Origin of the sequence: Agarilytica rhodophyticola (assembly GCF_002157225.2) — a bacterium.
In the GTDB taxonomy this organism is placed as follows: domain Bacteria; phylum Pseudomonadota; class Gammaproteobacteria; order Pseudomonadales; family Cellvibrionaceae; genus Agarilytica; species Agarilytica rhodophyticola.
Map to the genome: position 1 here is coordinate 1600465 of NZ_CP020038.1, position 17852 is coordinate 1618316.

Annotated in this window: 12 protein-coding genes; 4 read left to right on the plus strand and 8 right to left on the minus strand. The window is 41.2% G+C overall.

Going from position 1 to position 17852, the window contains the following annotated elements; all coding sequences use genetic code 11:
• The first annotated feature begins 147 nt into the window (after positions 1-147).
• A complete protein-coding gene (locus BVC89_RS06770) occupies positions 148-939 on the plus strand; it encodes an HAD family hydrolase (RefSeq protein WP_158657811.1) in 792 nt (263 codons plus the stop codon).
• Between the two features lie 7 nt (positions 940-946).
• Here BVC89_RS06770 and BVC89_RS06775 read toward each other — a convergent pair whose 3' ends face one another.
• Together BVC89_RS06775 and BVC89_RS06780 are read right to left on the minus strand one after the other, a co-directional pair.
• Positions 947-1651, minus strand: a complete 705-nt coding sequence (locus BVC89_RS06775; RefSeq protein WP_158657812.1) for a hypothetical protein — start codon at positions 1649-1651, stop codon at positions 947-949.
• Between the two features lie 22 nt (positions 1652-1673).
• Positions 1674-3866 (minus strand): serine/threonine-protein kinase, encoded by a 2193-nt coding sequence (locus tag BVC89_RS06780; RefSeq protein WP_086930459.1) that lies wholly within the window; start codon positions 3864-3866, stop codon positions 1674-1676.
• Between the two features lie 484 nt (positions 3867-4350).
• On the opposite strand from BVC89_RS06780, the gene BVC89_RS06785 reads away from it, so the two are divergent.
• Entirely contained in the window at positions 4351-5046 is a 696-nt protein-coding gene (locus BVC89_RS06785) for a HupE/UreJ family protein (protein WP_158657813.1), read from the plus strand.
• A 194-nt stretch (positions 5047-5240) separates the two neighbouring features.
• Here the strand turns inward: BVC89_RS06785 and BVC89_RS06790 are convergent, their stop codons facing one another.
• Together BVC89_RS06790 and BVC89_RS06795 are read right to left on the minus strand one after the other, a co-directional pair.
• The gene (locus tag BVC89_RS06790) at positions 5241-7436 is read right to left on the minus strand and encodes a M3 family metallopeptidase (RefSeq protein WP_086930461.1); all 2196 of its coding nucleotides are present in this window, start codon (positions 7434-7436) and stop codon (positions 5241-5243) included.
• A gap of 377 nt (positions 7437-7813) precedes the next feature.
• Positions 7814-8287: an NYN domain-containing protein gene (locus BVC89_RS06795; RefSeq protein WP_086930462.1), complete on the minus strand. Its 474-nt coding sequence runs from the start codon at positions 8285-8287 to the stop codon at positions 7814-7816.
• Between the two features lie 258 nt (positions 8288-8545).
• On the opposite strand from BVC89_RS06795, the gene BVC89_RS06800 reads away from it, so the two are divergent.
• A complete protein-coding gene (locus BVC89_RS06800; RefSeq protein WP_158657814.1) occupies positions 8546-9241 on the plus strand; it encodes a hypothetical protein in 696 nt (231 codons plus the stop codon).
• A gap of 27 nt (positions 9242-9268) precedes the next feature.
• On the opposite strand, the gene BVC89_RS06805 is transcribed toward BVC89_RS06800, so the two are convergent.
• Genes BVC89_RS06805 through BVC89_RS06820 form a run of 4 tightly spaced genes read right to left on the minus strand, consistent with a single transcriptional unit; the run spans position 9269 to position 15736 of the window.
• Positions 9269-9916, minus strand: coding sequence for a DUF488 domain-containing protein (locus BVC89_RS06805; RefSeq protein WP_216825101.1), 648 nt, complete (start codon positions 9914-9916; stop codon positions 9269-9271).
• Positions 9913-13551 (minus strand): ATP-binding protein, encoded by a 3639-nt coding sequence (locus BVC89_RS06810; RefSeq protein WP_086930465.1) that lies wholly within the window; start codon positions 13549-13551, stop codon positions 9913-9915. Before BVC89_RS06810 ends, BVC89_RS06805 begins: the two co-directional genes overlap by 4 nt.
• Positions 13541-14206, minus strand: a complete 666-nt coding sequence (locus tag BVC89_RS06815) for a DUF4194 domain-containing protein (RefSeq protein ID WP_086930466.1) — start codon at positions 14204-14206, stop codon at positions 13541-13543. Before BVC89_RS06815 ends, BVC89_RS06810 begins: the two co-directional genes overlap by 11 nt.
• A gap of 30 nt (positions 14207-14236) precedes the next feature.
• Positions 14237-15736 carry a Wadjet anti-phage system protein JetA family protein gene (locus BVC89_RS06820; protein WP_086930467.1) on the minus strand — a complete coding sequence of 500 codons (1500 nt, stop codon included), beginning with the start codon at positions 15734-15736 and terminating at the stop codon, positions 14237-14239.
• Positions 15737-16406: 670 nt separating this feature from the next.
• Here BVC89_RS06820 and BVC89_RS06825 point away from each other — a divergent pair.
• Positions 16407-17582: a helix-turn-helix domain-containing protein gene (locus BVC89_RS06825; protein ID WP_086930468.1), complete on the plus strand. Its 1176-nt coding sequence runs from the start codon at positions 16407-16409 to the stop codon at positions 17580-17582.
• The last annotated feature ends 270 nt before the right edge of the window (positions 17583-17852 follow it).

A 17852-nucleotide genomic window follows, 5' to 3' on the forward strand; every position in this document is an offset into this window, starting at 1 on the left:
ATAGGATACTTTCTAAACAGGAAGGAAAAGTACACGCCTTCTGATTCATGGTTCAGTCGTAAGCTTTAATTGCACATATTCTCGTCATATGTTCATGCTATGATGGCAGGTAATACTTGTAATTACAGTTATCTCACGAGAAAAACTATGGTAAAAGTTGTTGTATCTGATCTAGATGGAACCTTGCTCAACGGCGAGCATCGCGTATCATCTTATACATGCGAACGTATACAAAAGTTAGCAGAGCGTGATATTGAGTTTTTGATTGCCACAGGTCGTCACTACTGTGATTTGAATCATATTGTTGAGGCCTTGGGTGGTAATATATATTTGATCACGTCAAACGGAGCTCAGGTTCACGATAGAGATGGTGCATTAGTACATTCCGTTACCATACCTAAAAATTTAGTCGATGAAGTGATCACTATTAGTCGTGGCTATGATGTTCAGGTCAACGTTTATTCTGAAAATGCGTGGTATGTGGAGCAGCCAAACGAAAGACTTCTAACCATGCACCACGATTCTAAATTTTATTATCGCCAAGTGAGCTTTAGGCAGATAAGCCTTGAGGGTATTTTTAAGATCTATTTCTGTGGCCAACATGAACAGTTGCAACGGCTTTGCTTGGATCTGAAAAATAGATACGTTGATCAACTGAGTATTACGTTTTCTTTCGATACGATTCTTGAGGTAATGGGAAAAGACGTATCTAAAGCCAGCGCTTTGGGTGTATTTGGCCAGCGAGAGTCGTTTTCCCTCGATAAGATGATGGCCTTTGGTGATGGGTTAAATGATCTAGAAATGCTGCAAGCGGTAGGACATGCGGTGGTCATGGATAATGCCCACCCAAAAGTGAAACAGTCTATTACCGATTACAACACCGCACCTGTTAATACCGATGACGGTGTTGCACGTTATTTAGAAGAGTATTTTTGGTAACAGGCTTTTATCTCTCAACATTTGCATAGGCCAGTTGATAGCTGTGGTCATGGTTAACTCTGAGTACTACTTGCATATCGTTGTTTGCCGCGGGATGGGCTTTGCCGTCAACTAAAATCGCAGTTTTAATTGGGTATACCCCCTGGGGCATGCCTTTGGGTAAAGTGAAGCTAAATTGATTTTCGTAAGCTCCCGCTTTTTGTTGTTCATCGTTCACAGTTTTAACCAATGACTTAATGGTTTTCTTGGTATCTTCATTGTCGTAGATATCAATTTTTTCTTCTATTTTTACCTTGCGTGATTTTTTGCTCGGTACTACTTCAACATAAGATTTTACGGTAACTTTTTTGCCTACTTTAACAAGGTTAGTCGGACTCATATTTGCTGTATAGGTGAGCACCTTGGGGTTAGGGGGTAGTGTTTTGTTTTTATTGAGATATACCTCGACGATCTCATGGTCACCTTTGACGCCAATTGAGGTATATTCTACTACGAGGTCATAAAGAAGTTTTGCCGCAACACCTATAGCGACAACCTTCGCGGCTGATTTTAGCCTCTCTTCTCGTTTGCAGCGACTCTTGTTTGAGCTTTTCTCGCATTTATCTGTATTGGGTTTGATTTTATCTGTTAAATCTTTTAAACCAAAGCCTGTCAGTAAGGTAAAAGAAAAAAGTGTAAATAACACAACATATAACTTTCTCTTTATCATCATATAACTCCTTGTTTTCTACGTTCTACTCTATATTAAAACTGCTTTTCAATGATTCGACTTCTTTTTCTGCTTTATTACGCAATTTAATAGCAGGTGAATACTGCGGTACGAATTCTAACGCTGATTCTGCATTAGCAATCGTACAGCTGTAATTTTTTCTAGCAAAACACTGCTTGGCTTTTGCTAATAACCTATCAGCTTTTTTCAAGTTTTGTTGCTGTTCTTTTTGAGCAAATATAGCGTTTTGGTTTAGTGCTAGCATGGCGCTATCGTTTGCTCGATGTTTCAAGGCTTCTTGGGTTTGCCGTATAACACAGTCATAGTCTTTTTTCTTAAAACAAGCATTGGCTTGTTTCTCTGCCTGTATGAACAAGCGATTACTTTCATCGATAGCATCTTGTTGTTGCTTGATAATATTTTGTATGTTTAGTTGCTGTTCTTTAGCTGCAGTATTATCTGGAGCAATGGCTAATATGGCCTTGTTTTTCTCTAGCGCACATTCATAGTCCTTGTTGCTTAGACATGTTTTTGCTTGTTGAAAAAAATCCGCAATACTTGCCTCGCGTTTAAGTTTTTCAATCGTCTGAGAAATATTGTTAATTTCTTTTGCCTCAGGGCTACTGCGCTTTAGTGCTAGTAGCTTTTCTTGAGCACATAAAATATTTTTATTTGCTAAGCATGCTTCAGCTTCTGTTGCTAGTGTATTGATATTCTGATTTTGTAAGGCTCGTTCTGCCTTTTTTAATAATACTTGGGCAGCGCTATGGTCTGGCGAAATTTTGATGATGGCGCGGCTATTTTCGATTGCACATTCATACTGCTGCTGGTTATAGCAAAGCTCTGCTTGCGCGTAGTTTTGCTGTATGACTTTATCTAACGAGTCAGGTACATACACATTGTAATAAACAAGCGCTGAGACAGCTAAAAATAAAATAGCACTGGATATTTTAAAAATAGGAATTTTATTTTTATGGGTTAAGGCATCGACAAAAGATTTGATATCAGCTGTGCGATTTTTCCGTTCGAGCTGAAGTGCACCTTCTAATGCCTTCCACTCTTTGTTACTAAGCTCTTTAATTTTCTCTGGGCGTAGGTTTTCTTCCAGTGCAACATCTGCCGACTTGCGATCATAGGGATGCTTACCACTTAGTAGCTCGTAGGCAATAATGGCCGCTGCAAAAATGTCATCGCGAGGGTCTGGTGCTTCATAGTTGATCATTTCCAAGCTGGCATAGGCTGGTGTGAGCGCGCCGAGAGAGCCTGCGTCAAAGTCATCGAGAGAGCTTTCATTAGCCACTCTAGCGATACCAAAATCTAATACCTTGGCCCCTGTCGTGGTGATAAAAATATTGCCTGGTTTTAAATCGCTGTGGACAATGTCCTTTTCATGAGCATAAGACAGGGCCTTACACACGTCTTCGATAATGCTAAAAGCCTCTTTCTTCCCCAAACCTTTTGGCTGATTCTGACGCATCATGACTTCAAGGCCCATACCTTCAAGTAGCTCCATGGTCATATAAATAATATCGTCATCGCGATCGAAGTCGTGAACTGTGACTATATTAGGGTGGGACAGCGTATGTGAGCGACTTGCCTCCCTCTGTAAGGTAACGAAAGCATCAGGGTGGTTCTTGAATTCCTCATTTAATACTTTTACAGCAATATTCGGCTGTAAGTCATTGGCTTCTACTTTGCGCAGGTCTCTGGCCCGGTATACCGTACCCATGCCACCAGCCCCTAGCGTCTCTTCCAGTACAAAGCGTTTGTTCAGAATAATCTTGTCTTCAGCCAGCGCCTTATTGGCGGCCTCTTTAGCTTCTAAAAACCCGGTGCTGCTATCTTGATTTCTAATAGATTTTTGAATTTGAGTAAGTGCTGCACCATAGTCATGTTGCAGATCTTGTTCTGAGTCACTTACAGATGAGTCACCTAAGGGGGCGCTACCCACTGAGAGTTGGGTGGCACTTTCACTATCAGATACGGTAGCAGTAGAAGTTTGTTGTGTTGGTGTTTTGATAACAGTTCTCTGCTCTACGTTTTCAGGCGCACTATTATCTGCACTCGAAGGCTTGCGAGATGGTTTAAATACTGTTTTATTATCTTGCCCTTGTTTTACTTGGTTCTGTTGGGCCTGTGTACGTGATTTTGTTTGGCCAGTCGCAACGCTCTTGGTGCGGGTAGGAGAGTTCTTATTATTAGAGTTCCCTGAGCTCATATGCTTAATGTCGACTGTTCAATATATGTTGATTTACCGCCAACTTCTCTGTTTCTGCCCGCTTTTGTACTGTCGTGGCAGGTATTACAGCGCTGAGTTTGGCTCCCTATCTTAATTTTATACTCAATGACGCAAATTACTATTATACAGCACAATTATCAACTTCTGCCGGCTATTTGGTTATTTTTGACCGATAAAGATGGTCTTATTTATTTACCGGGATAAGCGAATACGCTTCATAAGCCTGAGTGCTGTAAATCCTATCATAACGCTCATTTTTGTATAAAAAAGCGCCATCTTTCTTACATCCTTTGGATGGTCTAGGTGTGTATTTTTATAGATAAGACGATTGATATGACACTCTATTTATTCGTTATTATCTGAGATAATGTTTACCTCTAATTACCTTGGCATATACCCATCCATGTATTGCATTAAAACTTTTATTACTAGCTGCTCTGTTTTTCTTCTTTTATGTATCAGTATGAGCGCATGGTCTCATCCTGAAGACGATTTTTGTAATGATGGCGGTCTCGACCCGCTACTGTGTGCAGAACTGGCAGCCTTGGACTCTGAAACTGCGACCAATAACCCAGCCCAGATAAATATTGATATTGCTCGCTCACCCATACAAACTTTGCTCTTGTATATTAAGCTCGGCATGGAACATATTCTGCCTTTAGGCTTAGATCATCTACTATTTGTTTTAGCTTTATTATTATCGACCTACCATCTTCCTCGGTTGTTGCTTTACATCTCCATCTTTACTCTCGCTCACAGCATCACTTTAATCCTAAGTTATGCCAATATTATTACCATTGGCGGGCCGTGGATAGAAGTATTAATTGCTCTGTCGATTGTATTTGTTGCTGTCGAAAATATTTTCTTAAAAAATATTTCCGCTATGTGGCGAGTCGTTATTATTTTCTTGTTTGGTTTGTTGCACGGTATGGGCTTTGCTGGCGCCCTACGTGATTTGAACGTGCCCGATGAATATTTTTTTACAGGCTTACTCGGTTTTAACTTAGGTGTTGAAATCGCCCAGGTGGGCTTTGCCTTAGTAGTATTTACCGCACTTGCTTATTGGATGAAAAAATCGTGGTATCGCCAAAGAATAGTGATTCCTTTAAATGTTGCTATTTCACTGATTGGCAGTTGGTGGGTGTATACGCGGATTTAGCTGTAAAAAATCTTATAAAAGATAGCGGTTTCTATCAAGTTTGGAAACAAAAGTCGAGTGAGCATATGTAGTAGTGTTATGGAAAACTAATAGCTTAGTATTTTTACTCTAATTTATCACAGTTTTTTAAAAGCAGCATTTCACTCTATTAAAACAATGGAGTGAAATGCCAATCCATAAATACGAATAAACCTTTAATTCAAGCCTCTAATTTTTAATAGTGGCTCGATAGTGGGATCTTTCTTTCTAAACCTACGATATAACTCATCGGCTGGGGCACTGCCGCCGGCGCGGTAGACATTGTCGGCCAAGCGTTGTGCTAATTCTTTATCATATATATCACCGGCTTCGCGGAAGGCGGTAAAACCGTCGGCGTCGAGAATCTCTGACCAAAGGTAGGCGTAGTAGCCTGCTGAGTAGCCTATGGGAGATGAGAAGATATGAGCAAAGTAAGTACTGCGATAGCGAGGTGAAATCTCTTTGGGGAGACCGTATTCAGTTAGTACCTTAGCTTCGAATTCTTGAGCATTGTCGATATCTTTTAATTGCTTGCTATCGAGTTTATGCCAGGCTAGATCCAACAGAGAAGCGCCGATAAATTCCGCTGTTTTAAAACCTTGGTTGTGAGTAGAGGCCTGTTGTAATTTCTCTAAAAGGGCTGCTGGAATAATTTCTCCGGTTTCATAATGTTTGGCATAAATGGGCAGTACCTCAGGTGCAGAAGCATAGTGTTCCATAAATTGTGCAGGAAATTCGGTAAAGTCTCGTGGGCTGCCGCTGGTGCCGGCATACTTCTCGTAACGGGCGGTGGTCATTAAACCATGGAGGCCGTGGCCAAATTCATGGAATAAAGTATTAACTTGGTCAAAGCTCAGTAAGGTAGGGTCGCCTTCTGCTGGGGGGGTCAAATTTAAGTTATTTGTAATCAGTGGGCGTATAACCTTGCCGTTGACAGCTGAGGCTTGCCGATAAGAACTCATCCAAGCGCCGCCACGTTTTGAGTCGCGACTATAAAAGTCCATTAAGAATATTCCTAAGTGTTCTCCCTTTTCGCCACTGACATCGAAAACTTTCACTTGAGGATGCCATACTGGCATATCCTTTAATTCTTTAAATTTAACACCAAATAGTTCTCCCGCTACGTGAAAAGCGCCTTGTAGAACATTTTCTAATTCAAAGTAAGGCTTGACTTGGCTTTCATCAAAGGCGTATTTTTTAGTACGCAGTTTTTCTGCGTAGTGCCACCAATCGTGACTGGCCAGTTGGAAATCATGACCTTCACTCTTAACGATGGCCTGCATTTCTTGTTTTTCTTCTTGCACTCGCGCAAGGCCTGGCTTCAATACTTTTAATAAGAAAGATTCTGCCATTTCTGGTGTTTTTGCCATGCGTGTTTCAAGTTGGTAGTGGGCGTGGCTGTCATAGCCTAATAATTTTGCCCGCTCTGCTCGTAAACGCGAAATTTTTAGCACCAGCTCACTGTTGTCGGCTTCGTTAGCATTCATACCACGATTACGATAGCCATCGAGCATAATTTTGCGTAGCTCTCTGTTTTCCGAGTAGGTCATAAAACCTTCGAAGCTGGCACGATCTAAGCCAAATACCCAAGCATTGTCTTTGCCCTTGTTTTCAGCTTTTTTCTTAGCCGCACCCACAAGGTCTTTGGGGAGGCCGGCAAGATCTTTTGCATCATCGATCACCAATTCAAAAGACTTCGTTTCTGATAATAGGTTTTGCGCAAACTGAGTGGTTAGTGAAGAAATTTCAGCATTAATATCTTTTAAACGGGCCTTGGCTTCCGGTTTCAAGGCCGCACCTGCACGAACAAACTCGAGATAGGTAAGCTCTAGTAGACGTGAGTCTTGCGCATCCAGTTTGAGTGGGTCACGATTCTCATAGACGTGAGAAACCCGATCAAACAGCTCTTGATTTAACAGCATTGCATCCAGCTCACGAGTCAACATGGGGAAGATTTTTACCTGTAGCTTCTTTAACTCGTCATTGGTATCCGTTGCTGCGACATTGGCAAAGACATTGAACACCTTGGTGATTTCTTCACCACTCTGTTCTAGAGCAACCACTGTATTTTCAAAGCTGGGGTCGTTCTCGTTGCTCGTAATTGCTGCTATCTCTTCGCGCATCGTTTGCACGGCTTTTTCCACCGCCGGCATATAGTGTTCATCTTTAATTTTCGAGAAGGGTGGAATTTGATAGGGGGTTTGCCAATCCTGTAACAGAGGATTGTTGTCTATATTTGCTGCGACTTCAGTCTCAGCTACCTCTGCAGTTGTGGCTGCAGCTGGATCATTTTTCACGGCATTATTTTCCTGCTTCGAACATGCACTGAGAAGCGAAAGTGTTATTAAACCTAGCATCAATGGTTTTTGCATACATCCCCCAAGGTATTTGTTGTTTTTGTGCTGTGCAAAATATAGTTCATACGAGGCTCTGTTCACACACATTACCCCGAAAAAATAAAATCTACTGGACGTACAGTCTCATACTAAAACGAAGTAAGAGCAAAGCTCTTCAGCATCGATACGATAAAGCGAGTTTTTTAACGACGAATGGATAGTAGAGAGGATAAAAATATGAGAGTGAAGGTATCACGATAAGTTTTTATTATTCTGTTTAAGTCTCAAAAACCACATAACTAAAACTTTAAAGCCTAAATCCTTAAAAACGAGCCACTGTTACCGTGAGCGCCTATATTATGCGCAATGATTAGGTTGTGTGTACTCTTTCCTGAAGTTTCAGTATTGATTTTTTACAAAAGCAAGGTGTCTTCAATAGGATGGTAGCTACTTGCTGCATTAATAAGAGAGTCCGCTGTAAGTGAAGGCACACCATAAATATGTGCATCCACATGATAATCTCGCTTAATTTTGTTGATTAGTATGTCGAAGTCACCATCGCCAGAGAGTAGCACCGCAATATCTATATCCTTTGCCGCCTCCATGACATCAATAGTAATCCCCACATCCCAATCGCCTTTTGCTGATCCGTCGCTACGTTGAATAAAGGGTTTAAGTTTGATGGCAAAACCTATTTCTTTAAGTGCGTTTTGAAACTTCTGTTGTTTTTGATCGCTGCGATGTATGGCATAAGCTGTCGCACTGATTATTTCTCCTTGCGCTGCGACTGTACTCCATAGCCTGCGGTAATTGAATTGTCTGCCATAAGCTTGGCGAGTAGTGTAATAAATATTTTGTACATCAGCGAAGATAGCTATTTTTTTCACAGAGGAGGTTGGCTATTTAGTTAATAAAGAGCAAACATCATAGCACGATTTCATTGAAACCATTATCGGCAAATGTGTGTTCGCGCTCATTTAATTTTACAACTAAAGTATAAATTATACTTATTGGGATCAATGGACAAAGTGTAAATGGTAGGTAGCAAAGGTTTCTGTGGTAAACACGAAAAAACATGTGCTTATTGTGAACGAACTTTATCACCTAGTTCGGTGCAACCATACTGTGGAAGCTTAAAGTGCAAAATGCGTTGGCATAAGCAAAAACAAGATCAAACAGCAGCGTATTGGAGAAATCGTGAGCTTGAGTTGGATAAACAGAAACTGTCGATACTCAATCGTATTTATGGCAATAGTGAGGTACAGAAGGAGCTTATAGATGTATTACAAATCCCCCATTACAAATTGAAAAACGAAGTTGTAGAAACCTCCCGAGTTGCGGAGTTTGAACGTTATCTGACAAGTCTCTTATCCACCCTTGACAATGATCTTACGGAAGAGCATACGTTTCAATCACCACAGCAAACACAAATGACGGTATCCAATAGTGATAATATTGCTACCATTTGTGCCATGTGCCGGGGCAGATGCTGTAAAAAAGGTGGCGATTATCACGCATTTATCCAACATTCTACTTTTGTGCGCGTGCTTGAGAATTGTGATATCTCTAAGGATGAGATAGTCTCCATTTATCTGAGTTATGTCCCTGAGAGTGCAACTATTGGTAGTTGTATTTATCACGGCAGCTTTGGGTGTGCTTTGCCTGAACATTTACGTGCGAATGTTTGCTCGGAGTTTTTTTGCCGGAGTTTATCCGATCACCTAAACAAGTATGCGTATCAAAAACCTATAAATGCTACCTTAGTATTTGCTGTAGACGAGTGTGATATATATGAGGCTGCACTGGTATCGAATGATGGCAGTAAAGAAAGTATATCTTGATTTGACTGGTGTCAACAGGCTTGAGCATTAGCAATCTTTACAGTAGGCCGTTTGTTCGCATTGTGTCATATAAGCTCGATGTTTCCGCTCGTCGTAGGACATAAATAAATCATCACCTTGATCGTGAATTTCCATAATCCGCACTTCTAAGCGTTCCTGTGTTTCAATACCACCATCATGCAGGATATGAAGCAGGTTAAGAGTATCCTGGGTTTGTTTATTTTCAGTATGAAGTCCGTGACGAGCTAGATAATAGCCTACCAGTTGACTGCGATGGCAGGTTACCGGGTCTTTCTCCGCGCACATTAACGCTACAGTAAAGCCTTTATTTACTCCTGCTTGTAACCGCTTAAGCCCTTGTTGAAAAAGTGATGATTGCATAAGACGATCAAATTGAATCTGTCCTTTTTCATTGTAGTGGGCGTCGTCTTTAGAGCGAGGCCCGAATTCATCACCTAAGTAGACATAGCGAATGTTATGTTGTTTAAGGTACTGGTAAATATTCTCTTTATGGTAATCAAAAAAAACCTTGCTGTATGGCACTGAGCGAATATCTGCCACCACATCAACCCGGTAATGTTGTAGCTGAGCAATAAAAGTCTCGATAGGCTTAGTGGCATAGCCTATCGAGTATATTGGCTTAGAAGATAGTGTTGTAGGAGGTGAGGCCATCATATCTCTTCCATAAAATCTAACATCGCTTGTTGGCGAATTGTTTTACGATGGTTGCTCCAGAGTATTTTGATTTTCTCTTGATTACAGACTTTTCTATCAACCAAAACGCGGGTGCTAAGTTCGCCAATATTTTTTGAAGCGGGACACTTACTAAAGATAACTTGATGGCTAATCAGATCCATAAATGGCCCCGACTTACTTGTCGGCATAATAAAGATAAGCTGTAGGCCTAAGGTTTTGGTTAAATAATCGATCACTTCTCGCGAGCGGTTCTCGTCCATTTTTGAGAATGCTTCGTCAACCAAGACCATGCGGCAATGAGAACTGCCTTCGTTAAAACGAAATGCAGAAGTAATGGCAGCAGAGCGTATTATGTAGGCTGGTGTTTCCAACTGTCCACCTGAGCCTGTGCCGTAGGTGCTCAATGCTATAGGTTGTTTATCCAGAGGCTCTTTATAAATTTCATAGTGACGATAGTTGCGATAGTCACTTAGCCGCCGCAATTCTCTAAGTGCAGTTTGCTCGTCTTTATCTAATAGCATGCTCAATAGCTTATCGCGTACGGTCTGAGATTTTTGACTGAGCTCTGCGTCAAATAGGGTACTGCCGTCACCGAGGTTGGGGATATCGATGACTTCCTTGAAAAAACGCCAATACTCCTTGTATTCCGGTACCCATTCGGTACCAAAGTAAAAGCGTTCTCGATCGGCACCAAAGCGATGATGCTCAAGTTCTTTGTTGAGGTCATCGAGAATTTGTTTGCCGTGATTAATCGACTGGTAAATAGAGTGGCATAAGTTTGTCACGAAGGCCGTATTAAAACTTTCTTTTAAACTGGCTAACTTTTCGTGTTTGCCGACTAACACATTATTTTTAAGACGATTATGAATGCTTTTTATTTGTTCTGATAAATTGACAATATGTTTGAAACAGTTAATGTCATTTTTTTCGCTGTCACTCACCTGGTATACAAGGCTATTGTATGCGCTATTCATTTGATTATGGAAAGTGACGGTATCGTATAGTTGACGCTCGTATTTATCTAAACCAATAAGGCAGTCATGATTATCTTGAGTAAAATTGAAATCATCTTTCGCTTTTTGTGCTTTGGCGTCAGCATCTTTTAATGCTTGCTCACTATTAAAACTGCTATAAATACTGCTTATATCGCTTACATATTCTTCGTGTTCTTCTTGTAGGCTTTGCAATACCTCCTGCTCATTTGCATGCTTATCTACCGTGCGTTCCAGCTGTAGGCTTCTACTGTTGAGTGCGCCTAATTCTTCGCTTAACTTACTTGCTTGAGTTTCAGTAGCGCTAAACTCTTCTTTTAACTCGTTTAGTCGTTGTTCCAAACGAGCATGATCACTCAAGTCAAGGTCGTCGAGCTGAGCTTCATACTTTTGTAGCTTTCGATAAACATTTAGCATGTTATCAATAATACTGCTGCAAGAAATAGGACGCACCTGACTGATATATTCGTGTAGCTGAAGACTATCGCGGTAGTCGTCATGTGCTTTTTGAGCTTGTTCTTGTAGGGCATTTAATTGTTGCTGCTGGGCAATGAGTGCTCGTTCTCTTGCTCCCTGACCAAATACTAATTGAGCATCGTCAATATCGCAGCGAAACATACTGTAGTTGCCCGAGCCAATGCCTTGTGCAGTAATACCTCGCGCGGTTTTACGTAAGGTTTCTTCGTCTTCTACGCGAACCACATTACCGTAAGAAGCTTTGATATAGTACTCGACAATTTTATGTTCAAACTCCATTACCTCAAATATTGAGTGGCGCGGCAGCGCAGGTAATTTCGAGGCTTCGTACTGAGCTTTTTTGCCCTGTATCACTCGAGCGCTGTTGCGGTGGCCTTTAAGCCCGCGGACAACTCTAATAGCTTGAGCTTCGTACTCAGGCTCGACAATAATAGAAAATCGAGCACCGCCAATATAACCTTCAATCGCCATATGCCATTTCGGGTCAGTAATTTCTATAAAATCACATAAAACACAAGGTTGAGCTTGAGGGTATTGCTGAATGATAGCCTTAACAGCTGCCTCAACATGAGGCGGATATGTTGCCTTTTTATTTTGCAAACGTTGGATATCCAGTTGTTTGCTATTACATTGTAATTGTATTTTTTCCATCAAGTCTTTACGTTTATTAGTGCATGCAAAAACTTGATCACGAATGCTTATGCTATCTAAGTTATCCTCGTTTTGTAGCAGCCTAACAAGTTCAGTATGTAAATTTTCCTGTTGCGATACCTGCTCTAGTTTATCTTCCAGCGCTGCTATACCCACCCAGTCTTTGGTTAACAGTTCTTGCGTATTTAAGCCTGTATCCTGAGGTGTAGCGAGTAGGGCTTTAATAGCCTTTTGAAAGGCTTTACTTTCTAGTGCAGGAATATCTACAGCTATCGACACTTGGCTAAGTTTTTTCTGCAACAGAGAAACTACGTGGTGGTTTTTGCCGAACTGTTGATCTTGTTCTAATAAAGGTGTAACCATCTGTACCAACACATCTTTATTATGGCTAATGTCTCGTTCTAGTTGGTCCTTATCTTTAAGGGCGTCGATACCTTGCCGCTGTGCTTGCAGATCGATTAATTGGTCGTGTAATAATTGTTTCTTTTCTGCGGTTTGCCGTATCTGGCTCTCAATATCACTAATGCTATCTTTATTAAGGCGTACTTCGTTTTTCTGTTTTAGGTAATCGTGTTGTTTGACGATTAACTGACGAGTAATTTCGCAGTATTCACCGGTACGATGTTCGATCCAGTTATTAATATAGTGACTCGATAAGTTCTGAGCGTTTTCTAGATTCTCAATAGCACCTTTTAATTGACGTGTATCTTCGTCCATATTATGGATGGTTTTCATCAGCTCTGAAACTTGACGAATATCCTCGCTCAGATCTTTCGGATCAAGGATTTCTCGGGCAACAAATTCCGTGATACTCTTAACCGGCTTGTAGGCCATAAAATTTGAGAAAGTTCGAGCAGCGTGTTTGGCCTCCCTATCTGCTATCGGCCCTTTTAAACCCCTTAGCGCGCCATAAAGCCTGCGTAAATAAGGGCCTTTTTTGTCATAGCTTTCGACACTATTTTTACCACACTCTTGTTGTAGGCGCAGAGCGATTTCGTTAATAGGAACCACATATTTACCACCACTATCTTCGCGCACGAAATGGCTTAGTTGGAGTTCTTTGCCCGGAATAATTAAAAACAATAATTCATCCTGGCGTGCTTGGCGCGGTGTGGATGCGTTGTCTAATCGCGCACGCACGCACATAACCGCAGTAAAGACATCGCTGTTTTCGCCCTCGGTTGGATGAAAGACTCCTGCTACGTAACCATCTGTTGGGCGTAACCGAGAATAGCTGCCGTCATCACAACCCAATACATACGAGGCTAGGGTACGTACCTGTTTACCGCCTCGACCTCTTTGAGTGGTTTCATCTTGTCCTGGGTTATAAGTGAATAAATTTTCATGGGCGGCAGTCATCAATGATTGTATGCCGTCAGCAGCAGTGGTTTTGCCTGAGCCATTACCACCAGAAAATAAATTGACTGGGCCAAAATCAAACTCTAAATGAGGCACGTTCCCCCAGTTAACAAAAATACCGCGCTTACAAAACATCTGTGTTTCCTTGGCTTATCTGTGATGGCTCTTGTGGATAAAGGTGACTTAGCACTGCTTCGGTAACAAAACTTGTGATACTTGGTTGAATACTTATCCAACTCTCGGCAGAATCTAAATCTACTTCATTATTAAACTGGATAAGCCGCAGCTGTTTTAGGCGTTTAAATATTTGTTTACGCTCACCTGCGATTTCAGGTAGTGAACGTTTAAGCAGGTTTTTAAGTGCAATGGCTAAACTTTCTAAGGGCAACATAACACAGCCTTTGTCGTCCACTAATCCCTCGCGCAAGGCTTTTTCATACTCCACTCGCAGGGCTAATATAACGGCGATTTCTTGCTGTGTAGGTTTGGCACGAAAGCCACTGTTAAACGCGCTATGTTCGTCGTCTACCAAGCCTGGCACCTCTGATCCTGGGGGAAATACACGGACAAAACAAAATTTTCTATCGTGTAAAATTCTCACTTTCATAATAGATAGATAATCTTCTACCAATTGTGAGCATTGTACATAACGATCGTAAAGAATATTTTCTACCTGACTTTCATCACGATTAATTACACCGTAATCGAGCAGGCGAATGATTAACTCTGAAAACTCATCTTGGTTAATATGTAAATCTTTTAATGCTTCTTGTAGGGTATTTTCAAACATAAAGTCGTGCGTTTTTACTTTTACTTTTGCCTATTTTGATTCCGCTGCTAAATCGCTGTCAGCGGAGGCTCGTTTGTCTGCTTTTGGCGATGTGTTATCGATTAGCTCGATAGTGAATTCATCGCGCGAGTGATAAAACTCGCCTTCGGTAATCGTATTGCCTGTGGGCTCTACTTTAAATATAAAATCCGAACTCATCGTGTTGACTGCACCCACCTCTATTACGTGAGCTAAGGCTAAAAGATCTTTAGCATTGGTGATGGGTAGATCTTTAGTGGATATACTTTGGCCGTCTCGCAGAGACTTAATGAGATAGGCTCTAACTTTCTCATTGTTGATAACGAAAGCTTGATCTAAAAGTTGTTGCGCCATCAACTCTCGTTGGGCGCCCTGATCCACTGAGTGTTGCTCACCCACACTGCTGTCGACACTTTCTCGTTGTCTTCGTTCTTGCAAACGCACCTGTTTGGGGTCAATAAGTTGCAGCTTAAGCACTGCCATTTCCGCTGCAGCTTTTTGCAAACGCGAATTATAATCCTGGTCTGATAAATCAGCTAACTCTTTGCATACTTCCACCAAGTCACTGTCTGCTTGGCTCGATAAGTAACTCAGTTGGCGAATAATAATATCGGCGCGTTTAGTGAAACTGTGCAAAGCGTTGCGAAGGGCGGGCAGCATAACTTCGGCGGCATTACGCATGCGTCGCTCGATGGTATCAAGGATATGCCACAGATAAGATTTCTCATCGCTGCAAATTCCCGGCACTGTGCGTCGTAATTCTTTCTCTATATCACGCTTAAAGCTTTTTTGCTTGCGCCGAATTTTGTTAATAGCACGATCAATATCTGCCCGATGTTTCTCGACACTATCGGCGGATAAGCGCACGGATATATCGGGCTGAAAACGTTTTTCCATAAAGTCAAAAAATTGGTCAGTTGCCTGGTGTACCAACTGTTGTGACTCCACTTCGCGGACAAGTTCACGTTTGCGTTCTTCTAACTCTGAAATAACATCGGTAAAGTCGGTAATAATGCGCTCAGAATACTCGTAAGCATCGAGTAGATCGTAAATTTCTCCACGGGATAAAAATGCTTCTAGGGCATTTAAAGTGTTACGAGTATTGCGATGTCGCGTGCGGATTTGGGTATTACTACTTTCTATTAACGCCTGTGAGAAGACTCTGCCCATCCGCGTAAAAGGAAAAGTGGATTGCAGCGTCGCAGAGTCTACTTGGCGCTCTATCCAACCACATTCAAGAAACTGTTTGAGCATCCAAGTGGAGTGCTCACGAGTATTTTTGAAACGCTGTTCTTGATCGTCGTCGTCATTGTTCTCCAATACTTGATTGGCCGACAGGGTGAGAGCTTCTTCAAAAATCTCAATCACCTGTTCTCTGTTCAAAGATTGCCCATAGTCCGCGTGAGAGCTGTATTGGCGTTGGTAAAATAAGCCCAAACATTGAACAGCTTGCTCACGATACTTACTGGTAAGTGGCCGGAAAAAATGAAAACGTTCATCGCTGAAAAACATAAAAGCGAAAGATAACTCCAATTAGATAATAAAAATACAGCCTTTCTGAGCATATTTTACACAGAATTATCTGTTTAAGTATCTCTTACTTAGTATTCTCATGCATCGCAGTGCTGCAATATATAATGCGGTCGAGATTGTGATGGATCATTGTGCCTTGTGCAACTGATACCGATCATTCTCACTTAAGCGGTGGTGTCAATAGTCATTGATAGTAAATCCTCTAGTGTTTAGGGTTTATGTCACAATATAAATACAGGTGAGGCACTTATATCTTTATCCTAATACTCGCAAGGTAAATATAAAGGAAGTCTTAAGTTATTTATTCCGCTATACGTAAAGTGATACTTTTTAGTTATAAAATTTATGGAAACTGGGACGATTTTTTTTAGCAATTGTATAAGCTAAACGGGCTAGTTGAACGATGTATCGAGATGACCCATTCTTGATTTGGGCGTTTCATTTTTAGCAGGCGCCCATATTTTTATGGGTGCCCTTTTTAGTATAGAAAAATCCCAGTTTCATTTAGGTGCTTATACGGGGTTGGGCTACTACCATGAGCGCTTGTTGGGGGTATTGAGTAGGCCTTGTGTGTGCCTTTACTTAGGTAGACTATCTGACCATAATAGTGCGTAGAGCTATTATTGAGTATGTTTGCCTGAGATTTTGGATGAAAAACCACCTGTTTAATGTGCATGATGTTGTACTTATCATGACAATGAGCCAATGCATTTTATTGGCGCTCTTCCAAGGCCTTTTACCCACTCAAAAACGTGTTGCCCACCACATTCTTACGGCTTTTTTTGTCCTTATATTTATCAATACGGCAGGGACTTTGCTGCTTTGGAACGAGATTTTACAGCGTTTCAGCTTGCGAGAAGGGGTGCTGCTTCCTCTGATTCTGAGTGCTTCTTCTTTAATTAAGGGGCCAATTCTGTATTTTTACCTACGCTCAATATGTGAGCCGGAGTTTAAACTCAAACTGAAGCATAGTGCCCATTTACTTCCTGCCTTGATTGCCTCGATACTGATTTTAGCCTTCAACGTCAGCGGTGAAGCACTACTGGGTGTCCCAAATACTGGAGTAAGCAGCACTATGGTGTTGTATTTCTGGAATAGCTTTAAGGTGATTCCGGTAGTTTACTCGTTAGTATGTGTTTACACGATAAGGCATGTGGGTACTACTCTGATGAACCATTACTCCAATGATGATATGGGAGTGGTATGGGCTAATCTGCTGGTTATCGGTTATATGCTCCATTGGTCCTGGGCGCTCTTTACCCACATCCATGGCATTAACAATATTGACACCGAGCTTTCTGATAGCTTCGGTATAATCGGTAATTATTTATCTTTTATTATGGTCAACTTGCTTTTCGTATACAGTATTTTTTATGCCCGTAAGCTAATCGCTGCTACCTTGCAAACGGATGTAAAAGAAGAAACCGCTGCATCGAATGCACAAGTAAGTGGCAAGAAAAGTGTGGCTGATAACAAACCTTCTGATGCTGTTATCAATTCTGTTAAAAATGGTATTTTTGTCGATAAATTATTTCTCGAGCAAAATATTACAGTGGAGCAGTTTGCTAAGCGTGTTGGGCTCAGTAGCCGCGATGCTTCTCATGCAATTAATACTCATTTTAATTCTAATTTCTTCGAATTTATCAATAAGTATCGTGTCGAGGAAGCGCAGTTTTTATTAGCATCACAAGAGCACAAAGATGCGACAATCCTGGATATTCTTTATCAGTCGGGCTTTAACAGCAAATCTGCGTTTCATCGTTTTTTTAAACGGATAACCGGTGTATCTCCTTCTGAATATCGGAAAATGCATTTAAAACCTTAGCCTCAATCTCAATTTGAATATTATTATTTAGACAGACTTTACACTCATGAAAAGTCAGTAAAAATCGTAATTCGCTTACTATATATTTCCTTGCACTTGATGAACTTGCTTTCATTTCTCTTAGGTTCTGTGATCACTTTTTACCTTTTGTGACTTTGATGTATGTTCAGACAGCTCAACATTAGAGGCGCTCTATCCCTTGGTAGCTCTGGTTTTGACGTGGAGTGCCACTTATTTAAGCGCCCCAGTTTAAGTGTTTTTCAAATACTG

Coding starts and splice junctions, on each gene's coding strand:
- BVC89_RS06770 (WP_158657811.1), top strand. CDS start 148: ATGGTAAAAGTTGTTGTATCTGATCTAGATGGAACCTTGCTCAACGGC.
- BVC89_RS06775 (WP_158657812.1), bottom strand. CDS start 1,651: ATGATGATAAAGAGAAAGTTATATGTTGTGTTATTTACACTTTTTTCT.
- BVC89_RS06780 (WP_086930459.1), bottom strand. CDS start 3,866: ATGAGCTCAGGGAACTCTAATAATAAGAACTCTCCTACCCGCACCAAG.
- BVC89_RS06785 (WP_158657813.1), top strand. CDS start 4,351: ATGAGCGCATGGTCTCATCCTGAAGACGATTTTTGTAATGATGGCGGT.
- BVC89_RS06790 (WP_086930461.1), bottom strand. CDS start 7,436: ATGCAAAAACCATTGATGCTAGGTTTAATAACACTTTCGCTTCTCAGT.
- BVC89_RS06800 (WP_158657814.1), top strand. CDS start 8,546: ATGCGTTGGCATAAGCAAAAACAAGATCAAACAGCAGCGTATTGGAGA.
- BVC89_RS06805 (WP_216825101.1), bottom strand. CDS start 9,916: ATGATGGCCTCACCTCCTACAACACTATCTTCTAAGCCAATATACTCG.
- BVC89_RS06810 (WP_086930465.1), bottom strand. CDS start 13,551: ATGTTTTGTAAGCGCGGTATTTTTGTTAACTGGGGGAACGTGCCTCAT.
- BVC89_RS06815 (WP_086930466.1), bottom strand. CDS start 14,206: ATGTTTGAAAATACCCTACAAGAAGCATTAAAAGATTTACATATTAAC.
- BVC89_RS06820 (WP_086930467.1), bottom strand. CDS start 15,736: ATGTTTTTCAGCGATGAACGTTTTCATTTTTTCCGGCCACTTACCAGT.
- BVC89_RS06825 (WP_086930468.1), top strand. CDS start 16,407: ATGAAAAACCACCTGTTTAATGTGCATGATGTTGTACTTATCATGACA.